The sequence below is a fragment of the Methylobacterium haplocladii genome (assembly GCF_007992175.1).
GTDB classification, from domain to species: Bacteria; Pseudomonadota; Alphaproteobacteria; order Rhizobiales; family Beijerinckiaceae; genus Methylobacterium; species Methylobacterium haplocladii.
This window is the reverse complement of sequence record NZ_BJZT01000063.1, coordinates 1-8993: the sequence shown is the minus strand read 5'-3', so window position 1 is coordinate 8993 and position 8993 is coordinate 1. Positions and strand designations below refer to the sequence as shown.

General features: G+C 68.8%; 7 protein-coding genes and 2 pseudogenes. 7 read left to right on the top strand and 2 right to left on the bottom strand.

The features are described 5' to 3' along the window. Both MHA02_RS21420 and MHA02_RS21415 read left to right on the top strand, forming a co-directional pair. Positions 1-330: pseudogene (locus MHA02_RS21420) on the top strand (IS21 family transposase); the annotation flags it as partial. A gap of 139 nt (positions 331-469) precedes the next feature. Next, positions 470-1735 carry a hemolysin family protein gene (locus MHA02_RS21415; protein ID WP_147082567.1) on the top strand — a complete coding sequence of 422 codons (1266 nt, stop codon included), beginning with the start codon at positions 470-472 and terminating at the stop codon, positions 1733-1735. A 7-nt stretch (positions 1736-1742) separates the two neighbouring features. On the opposite strand, the gene MHA02_RS21410 is transcribed toward MHA02_RS21415, so the two are convergent. Next, positions 1743-2852 carry a DUF2778 domain-containing protein gene (locus MHA02_RS21410; RefSeq protein ID WP_147082565.1) on the bottom strand — a complete coding sequence of 370 codons (1110 nt, stop codon included), beginning with the start codon at positions 2850-2852 and terminating at the stop codon, positions 1743-1745. A gap of 206 nt (positions 2853-3058) precedes the next feature. Here MHA02_RS21410 and MHA02_RS21405 point away from each other — a divergent pair, with 206 nt between their 5' ends. The 5 genes from MHA02_RS21405 to MHA02_RS21385 all read left to right on the top strand — a co-directional run bounded on the left by MHA02_RS21405 (position 3059) and on the right by MHA02_RS21385 (position 8631). After that, positions 3059-3763 carry an NAD-dependent deacylase gene (locus tag MHA02_RS21405; RefSeq protein ID WP_147082563.1) on the top strand — a complete coding sequence of 235 codons (705 nt, stop codon included), beginning with the start codon at positions 3059-3061 and terminating at the stop codon, positions 3761-3763. 83 nt (positions 3764-3846) lie between these two features. Beyond that, positions 3847-4893: a CHASE3 domain-containing protein gene (locus MHA02_RS21400; protein WP_147082561.1), complete on the top strand. Its 1047-nt coding sequence runs from the start codon at positions 3847-3849 to the stop codon at positions 4891-4893. A 352-nt stretch (positions 4894-5245) separates the two neighbouring features. Then, positions 5246-5722, top strand: coding sequence for a (2Fe-2S)-binding protein (locus MHA02_RS21395; protein WP_147082560.1), 477 nt, complete (start codon positions 5246-5248; stop codon positions 5720-5722). Continuing rightward, complete coding sequence (locus MHA02_RS21390; RefSeq protein ID WP_147082558.1) at positions 5719-8067, top strand: xanthine dehydrogenase family protein molybdopterin-binding subunit; 2349 nt, start codon at positions 5719-5721, stop codon at positions 8065-8067. Before MHA02_RS21395 ends, MHA02_RS21390 begins: the two co-directional genes overlap by 4 nt. Positions 8068-8256: 189 nt before the next feature. Further along, the gene (locus MHA02_RS21385; protein WP_147082556.1) at positions 8257-8631 is read left to right on the top strand and encodes a hypothetical protein; all 375 of its coding nucleotides are present in this window, start codon (positions 8257-8259) and stop codon (positions 8629-8631) included. 244 nt (positions 8632-8875) lie between these two features. On the opposite strand, the pseudogene MHA02_RS21380 reads toward MHA02_RS21385, so the two are convergent. Further along, positions 8876-8993 (bottom strand): annotated as a pseudogene (locus tag MHA02_RS21380) (IS3 family transposase); the annotation flags it as partial.

Below are 8993 nucleotides of genomic sequence, written 5' to 3'. Positions count from 1 at the left end.
GACAGTACCGGCGTGTTCGTCTCCGATCCGCTGCATGACCTCGCGCTGATCGAGTCCAAACCGAACGCCCTCGACCAGGCGGCCGCACTCCAGGGCTGGGATCTGCCCGAGTCGTTCCAGCACCTGCGTCACCTTCTGGAGGCGCGCACGGGTAACCGCGGCAAGCGCGAGTTCATCCAGGTGCTGCACCTGATGGAGGCGATGCCCACGGACGTCGTCGCTTCGGCCGTCACCGACGCGATCCGGCTCGGGGCGATCGGCTTCGACGCGGTCAAGCCGATCGCGCTGGCCCGGCTGGAACGCCGACCGCCCCGGCTCGACCTGGCGGCCTAGGGCCGCGTGTATGACCCCTTCACGCCGCCCCGACATTCGGCTCTAAGCGCAGGCGTCGCCTCGGAGGCGGCTTTACGCCTCGGAGGGCGCGATTTTCGACGACGGCTGGTCTACGGCGCTCGGGCTGCTCGCGGTCCTGGCGCTCGTTCTCGCCAACGGTTTCTTCGTGGCGGCGGAGTTCTCGCTGGTCGCGGTCCGGCGCAGCCGGGTGAGCGAACTCGTCAACGAGAAGCGGCTCAACGCCAAGGCGCTCCAACACGCCACCGACAAGCTCGACGCGCATCTCGCCGCGACCCAACTCGGCATCACCATCTCGTCGCTGGCGCTGGGTTGGGTCGGCGAACCGGCGCTGGCCCATCTGATCGAGCCGGCCTTCGCCTGGCTGCCCGAAAAATTCGCCGGCGTCGGCACGCACACGCTCTCCGTGGCGCTCGCCTTCGTGATCATCACCGGGCTGCACATCGTGCTTGGCGAACTCGCGCCGAAGAGCCTCGCGCTTCAGCGCAGCGAGCGCACGGCGCTGGTGATCGTGCGGCCCCTCGGCCTGTTCCTGCTGATCTTCCGCCCGGCGATCATGTTCCTGAACGGCCTCGGCAACGGGGTCCTCAAGCTGATGGGCCTGCAGCCCGGCACCGGCGAGGAGAATCTGCCCTCCCCGGCCGAACTGAGCCTGCTCGTCACCGCGAGCCACGACGCTGGGTTCCTGCACGAGGCACAGGAGGACGCGGTGGCCCGCATCCTCGCCATCGGCGAGCGCCGCATCCGCGAGATCGTGACGCCGCGCGGTGAGGTCGATTGGGTCGATCTCGACGACAGCCCGGAGGAGATCGTCCGCGCCATCCGCGAATGCCGCCACGAGCAGATCGTGGTGAGCCGCGCCATCATCGACGACGTGGTCGGCGTGCTGAGGAAGCAGGACCTGCTCGACCAGCTCCTCGACGGGAAGGAGCCGGATGTGATCGCGGCGATGCGCGAGCCGATCGTGGTGCATGAAGGCCTCGCCATCCTGAAGGTGCTGGAGGCGTTCCGCACCAAGCCGGTGCGCATGGCGATCGTCGTCGACGAGTACGGCAGCCTCGAGGGCATCGTCACGCAGACCGACCTGCTCGAGGCCATGGCGGGCGAGATTCCCGACCCAGGCGAGGAGGCCATGGTGGTGGAGCGCGCCGACGGCTCGCTCCTCATCGACGGCATGATGCCGGCCGGCGAGGCCTTCGACCGCCTCGCCTTCCCCGACCGGCCGCGCACCGACGATTTTTCGACGCTGGCCGGCTTTGTCATCGTCGAACTCGGCCGTATCCCGGCCGAGGGCGACGCCGTCGAGACTCAAGGCTGGCGGCTCGAGGTGATCGACATGGACGGCCGGCGCATCGACAAGATCCTGGCGCAGCGGGTGCAGTAGGCGCGCCTCATTCCGCCGAAGCACTCGCCCCGAACAATCGGCTCGCAAAGCTCGGCACCCGATCCCCCTTCGATCCGGCCACAACCACCACTCGGCGGACTTCGCCGCTGAGATAGGCCTGCAGGAAGCGGGGGTAGTTGCGGAATGAGATGCAGCCGTTCGAAGCGCCGCTCGATCCGAGCATGTAGGTGTGGGTGAGCAGGCCGTTGCGGTTGTGGATCGCGCCGGCGCCGCCGACCGGGTTCAGGCGGAGCGCCCGCACGCCGTGGAACAGCGCCTCGCGCTCGGTGAGGTCGTAGGTGCCGGGCGGGGTCGAGCCACGCATCCTGAGATGCACGTTGTGCGGGTTGTCCATGCTGGCGCCGAGGCCCGAATGCGCCTCCAGCACCTCACCGCTCGGCAGCGTCACCCGGCTCGCGCTGATGTCGTAGATCGCGGTTCCGCCGCCGGCCTGCGGCGCGACCGCCGAGCGGCGTGGGCTCGATCCTAGACTCTGAGTGTCGACGCCGGCATAGGCGAGCGCCTGCCCCTCCTCGGTGGCGGGCTTGGCGCCGAACACGGTATCGAAGAACGAGCGCTCGGCCTCGGCATTCTCCTGGGCGGCAGCCCGGGCGCGTGGCGCGAGCGGCCGTTCGAGCCGCGCGACCGTGGTGACACGCGCGGCGAGCAGATCGGAGGGGCGCCGCACCGGCAGGGGCACCGTCTGCGGCGCGAGAGCCGGCATCAGTCGGGCCGTCTGCTGAACGGGCTGCGGACGCGGCGTCCGCGCTGGCTCGCGCGCGACCAAGGCCGCGACGACGGCCGGCGGTGCGACCACCGGCTCGAAGGCCGCATGCAGGGTCGTGACCTGGCGCATCGACAGCTTCCGGGATCCGAGGGCGGGCGTCGGATCGAACAACCAGGCGTCGCGTCCGGGTGTGGCGGTCGCGGGCAGCGAGGCCGTCTGTGACGCAGCGGCCGGCTCCAGCTCGACGGCGGCATCGGTGTTCGCCGTAAAACGGGGCAGTGCGCCGACGACGATCGCTGCCGCGGCCGTCATCGCCAGCAGGTCGACGCGAAGCCGGCGGCGACGGGGGCGGCGGGCGAGGCGGCCGTAGCGATACGCGTCGTCGATCATGCGGGCTGTACTCGGATACGCGTACCCCGCACGGATGCCGTCCCGCCCTCGCCGCGCTCGGAACAGCGCGATCGAGGGCCGGAGAGGACAACTCGGCCGTCAGGGGAACATCAACCTTAACCGTCTTCGATTGAACGCCAGTTTGGTTAATCTCCGATAAAAGCGATGCGAGACGACGGATCCTGTATCGGCGAGGGGCGTGAGCGATGGCGTCACCCAGAAACATCTTCGTGCTGACCGGAGCCGGGGTCTCGGCCGAGAGCGGCCTCGGCACGTTTCGCGATCGCGGAGGGATGTGGAGCCGGTTCGATCCGATGACGCTGGCGACGCCCGAGGCCTTCGCCCGCGATCCGGCCCTCGTCCACGAGTTCTACAACCTGCGAAGGAGCGGCGTGATCGCAGCCGCACCCAATCCCGCGCACACGGCTTTGGCTGCACTGGAGACGCACCTGCGGGATCGCGGCGGAGCGCTCTTCCTCTGCACCCAGAACGTCGACGATCTGCACACGCGGGCAGGCAACCGTGCCGTGATGCACATGCACGGCGAACTGCTGAAGGCCCGCTGCCTCGCCTGCGAGACCGTCCATCCCTGGCGCGACGACCTTTTCGTCGGCACGCCCTGCCCGGCCTGCAATCGGGCCGGCAGCCTGCGGCCGGACATCGTCTGGTTCGGCGAGATGCCGAAGCACCTCGAAGCCATCGACGCGGCGCTCCGTACAGCCGACGTTTTCGTCGCCGTCGGCACCTCCGGCGCGGTCTACCCGGCAGCGGGCTACGTCGCACAGGCCCGCACGCTCGGCATCCGCACCTGGGAGCTCAACCTGGAACCGTCGGACAACGCTCGGCTGTTCGACGCGGCGCGGTACGGACCAGCGAGCGTGGTGGTGCCGGAATTTATCACGGCGCTGTGATCCGAATTCCGCGAGCGCTCTGTCCGCCCGTCATCTGAGTGATAGTGTTCCCAGGCCTCGTCGCAGAGTCCCGGACTATCATCATGCTCGCCCCGATCGCCGCCTTGCGCCGCTGGAACCGGCGCCGGTCGCGGCTCACCTCGGCGCTCGTCAGTTCGCCGGTGGCCTTCGGCCTGCTCGTCGTCGCGCTGCTCGCCGCCGGCTGGAACTATCTCATGGCCGAATCGAGCCGCGACCGCGTCGCGGAGGCGGGCGGTGTGGTGCTCGAAGTCGAGCGCCTGTTCTCGTCGATCAAGGATCTGGAGACGGGCGAGCGCGGCTTCGTGCTCGTCGGCGGCGAGAATTACCTCATCCCCTACGACGGCGCCCGCGACGCCATCGACCGGAGCCTCGCACAGCTGACGACGATCACCCACGGACGGTCCGAGGCCCTCGTCGGCGGCGGAAAACCACTCGTCGGGCTGGTCGCGGCGAAGCGGGACTTCGCCGCCCGCGTCGTGGCGCTCCGCAAGGAGCAGGGCTTCGAGGCCGCCACCGACCTCGTGCGCACCGGTGAAGGCAAGCGCATCATGGATGCGATCCGCGCGGAGGTCGCCGTGATCCGGGCGCAGCTCTCCGAGCGGGTCGCCAAGATACAGCGCAGCGACCGCCTGCGCGGACTGCTGCTCGCGGTGCTGACGGGGGCGACGGCGTGGGGGGCGGTGGCACTGCTCGCGTGGTTGCTGCTGCTCCGCCGCGAGGAGGGCCGGCTCACCAGCGCGCTGCTCGAAGGGGTCCTGGAGCACGCCCCCGTCGGCCTGGGCTTCCTCGACCGCGATCTGAGGCTGCAGCACCGCAATCGCGCGCTGGCGAACCTCGGCGGCAGCGGTTTCGGTGGGGGCCTCGGCCAGACCATCTGGGCGGCCCTGCCGGCCCTGGAGGAGCGGCTCTCCGCGCCGCTCCACGCAGCCCTGCGGCAGGGCCTCGCCACCGCGGATATTCCCGTGCCGGTCCCCTCCAGGACCATACCGGGCGGCATTCGCCGTCTCCGGATGAGCTTCTATCCGCTCACCGTGCCGAACGCGGAGGGCCACCCGGAGATCGAGGGCGTCGGTTTCGTCGTAGCCGCGGAGTCCGCGGCACGGGTTTGAGACGCTTTCCGCCCCTGCGGGTTCAGGAGCGTGTCGTCCCTGCGGCAACCCGAACCCCGTCACGATGTGCGAAACGTCACGCCACCGGCGCCGCACGCAACCATGCAGCGAAATCCCCGCCCGGGCCCGCATTGCGCGAATGTCCTGCGCGCGGATACATTATTAGCATTCCAAGATGCGGTGCGGGGGCGGGGGCCTTCGTGCGCGTGCCGGCAGCGATTGATCGGCCGTAGCGGATTCGTCCCGCATTCTCTCGGCGATCGACCGAGCGGTTCGCTCCCGACGATCGCCCTCCGGAACCGGCTTCACGTCGCTCAGGCGGGGTGCGGCGGCCTCACGACAGGATGCAACGATGATCAAACTCACCGTCAACGGGGCGGAGCGCAGCTTCGACGGCGACCCCGATATGCCGCTGCTCTGGTACCTGCGCGATGAACTCGGCTTCACCGGCGTGAAGTTCGGTTGCGGTCAGGCGCTCTGCGGCGCCTGCACGATCCATCTCGGCGGCACGGCCACGCGCTCCTGCACCACGCCGGTCTCGGCGGCGGAAGGCCAGGAGGTGCTGACGATCGAAGGGCTCTCGCCCGACGGAAACCATCCGGTCCAGGTCGCCTGGCGCGATCTGAACGTGGCCCAGTGCGGCTACTGCCAGTGCGGCCAGATCATGCAGGCCGCCTCCCTGCTGAAGGATACGCCGAAGCCCAGCGACCAGGACATCGACGAGGCGATGAGCGGCAACATCTGCCGATGCGGCACCTACCCGCGCATCCGCGCGGCGATCCATCAGGCCGCCGGCCAGCCGACCGGCAACGAGGGAGGCAAGCTGTGATCCACGATTCAAAGCTCATGGCCGACCTCGCCGCCGCGCCCGCCCCCAAGGCGCCCGCGATCCTCGACAACGTCAGCCGCCGCGCCGCGCTCGGCGGACTCGGTGCCCTGGTGCTCGCCCTCTCGCTCCGCGACGCCCGCGCCGACGAAGGCCAGACCAAGGAGCAGAAGGAGAAGAAGTACGGCGCCGACGGCATGCCGCATGGCTGGCGCGACGATCCGAAGATCTTCGTCGCCATCGCTGCCGACGGTACTGTGACGGTGACGAACCACCGCTCCGAGATGGGCACTGGCGTGCGCACCTCGATCGCCTTCACCGTCGCCGACGAACTCGAGGCCGACTGGTCGAAGGTCAAGGTGATCCAGGCCTGGGGCGACGAGAGCCGCTTCGGCAACCAGGACACCGACGGCTCGCGTTCGCTCCGCCATTTCTTCCAGCATTTCCGCCACGTGGGCGCGGCTGCGAAACTGATGCTGGTCCAGGCCGCCGCCAAGCAATGGGGCGTGCCGGTCGGTGAGGTCGTGGCCGAGAACCACGTCATCAGCCACAAGAAGTCGGGAAAGACAGCCGGCTACGGAGACTTCGCCGCCGCCGCCGCCGAGCTGCCGGTGCCGGCCCGCGAGAGCGTCGTGCTCAAGGACCCCATGGCCTTCCGCTATATCGGCAAGGGCAAGATCGGGCTGATCGACAACCACGACATCACCACCGGCAAGGCGATCTACGGTCTCGACACCCAACTCGACGGCATGCTGTTCGCGGTCGTCGCCCGGCCGGCCGTCTATGGTGGCAAGGTGAAGAGCTTCGACGATTCTGCGACCCTGAAGGTGCCGGGCGTCGTAAAAACCGTAAAAGTCGAGGGGGGAGAGATCCCCTCGGAATTCATGCCCTTGGGCGGCATCGCGGTGATCGCGAAAAACACCTGGGCAGCGATGAAGGGCCGCGAGGCGCTCAAGATCGTCTGGGACGACGGCCCGAACGCAGGCTACGACACCACCGCCTTCCGCAAGGAGCTGGAAGCTTCGGCCCGTGCCCCCGGCAAGGTCGTGCGCAACCAGGGCGACGTCGACGGCGCGATGGCCAAGGCCAAGACGAAGATCCAGGCCGAGTACTTCGTGCCCCACCTTGCCCAGGCGCCGATGGAGCCCCCCGCCGCCGTCGCCCGCGTCAAGGACGGGTTCTGCGAGGTCTGGGCCTGCATCCAGGGTCCGCAGGCCGCCAACGACCGGCTGATGAAGCGGCTGAACCTCGCCGACGAGAAGGTGAAAGTGAACGTCACGCTTCTCGGCGGCGGTTTCGGCCGCAAGTCGAAGCCCGACTTCATCGTCGAGGCCGCGCTCTGCTCGCAGGCGGTGGACGGCGCGCCGGTCAAGCTCCTCTGGACCCGCGAGGACGATCTGCATCACGGCTACTACCACACCATCTCGGTGGAGCGCCTGGAGGCCGGCCTCGACGACAAGGGCATGCCGGTGGCCTGGCTGCATCGCTCGACCGCGCCGACGATCGGCTCGATCTTCGCGCCCGATCCGAAGCACGAGTTGCCGTTCGAGCTCGGCATGGGTCTCACCAACCTGCCGTTCGCCCTACCGAACGTCCGGCTGGAGAACCCGGAGGCCGCCGCGCACGTGCGTATCGGCTGGTTCCGATCGGTCTCGAACATCCCGCACGCCTTCGCGATCCAGTCCTTCGTGGCTGAACTTGCGCATGCCGCGGGGCGCGACCCGAAGGATTATCTGCTGGATCTCATCGGCCCCGCCCGAAAGATCGACCCGATGACTCTCGGCGACGTCTGGAACTACGGCGAGGACCCGGCGCGCTATCCGGTCGACACCGGCCGTCTGCGCGGCGTGATCGAGACGGTGGCGAAGGGCGCCGGCTGGGGCCGCAAGCTCGAGAAGGGCCGCGGCCTCGGCGTCGCCGGGCACTACAGCTTCGTCACCTACACAGCGGTCGCGGCCGAGGTGGAGGTCGACGACAAGGGCGAGGTGAAGGTCCACGCCATCGACATCGCCGTCGATTGCGGGGCGCAGGTCAATCCGGAGCGCATCCGCTCGCAGATGGAAGGCGCCGTGGTGATGGGGATGGGCCTTGCCCTCTCCTCGCAGATCACCTTCAAGAACGGCCGTGCCGAGCAGAACAACTTCGACGGCTACGAAGTGGTCCGCATGGACGCCGCGCCGAAGATCCTGCGGGTGCATCTCGTCACCTCCACCGGCTTCGACAGCCCGCTCGGCGGCGTCGGCGAACCCGGCGTCCCGCCGGTGGCTCCGGCCATCGCCAACGCGGTCTTCGCCGCAACCGGCCGCCGCATCCGGCAGTTGCCGATCAAGGACCAGCTGAGCAGCTGATTCTTTCCGGAGTCCACTGCGCGCCCCTCTCCCCCAGTGCCGGGAGAGGGGCGCGAATGCGAAAGCGGCTTCTCCGCGTCGAAGCCCTCTGACCTTCGGCTGCCATCTCGCCGCGCCGCCTCATCCATGGCAACAGGGTTCTCGACGGCAGTCGATCCACCCTCTCGACGATCGCAACAGGACAGACCGATGACGCGTCACGCGTACCTAGCCGCCGCCCTGCTCGTCACCGTGGCGGCTAGCCCCGTCGCAGCTTCGCCCTGCTCCGAACAGATCGAGGCGCTGTCCGGCAAGGTGCGCGAGGAAGGCAAGGACGCGATTTCGGCGAGCTCCGGTGGGCAGGCCGATGCTGCAGCCCGCGGCGGCCAAGGCAAGACCGGCGCGTCTGGTGATGCCTCGAACACGCCCCACGAGAAATCTGCCGATGCAGGTAAGGGCGCCGACAAGGCCCAGGCCGCCAAGGTCGCCCTCGACGAAGCCAGCACCGCCGACGGCAAGGGTGACGCCAAAGGCTGCACCGATGCGATCGGTCGCGCGAAAAAGGAACTCGGCGAGGCGCCCTGAGCCAAGCGTTCGGTCGGCCCCCGGCACGGCGCGCGATCCGGCCGAGGTCTTCACAGCGTCGCCAAAAGGCTGCCCCGACATCCCGGCCGGATGCTGCCAGCACTCACGCCGGTCGGAGGCAAGTGACCCTCCGCCTTGCGGTAGAGCGGCGCGCCCGGATCGGTGGTCGAGGTATGGGTCTCGTTCGAACGCTTCTCCCTGCGGAATGACCTGACCGGTATTTTGGACCGAGCCGATCGCGAGGCTACTGCATGGTGGCGGCCATGGGTAGCCGGAAGGCCAGATCCGGGAAGGTGACGGGCGCAGGCGGCCGGTAGCTCAAGGAGGAGTGCGGTCGAATGCGGTTGTAGGTATTTTGCCAA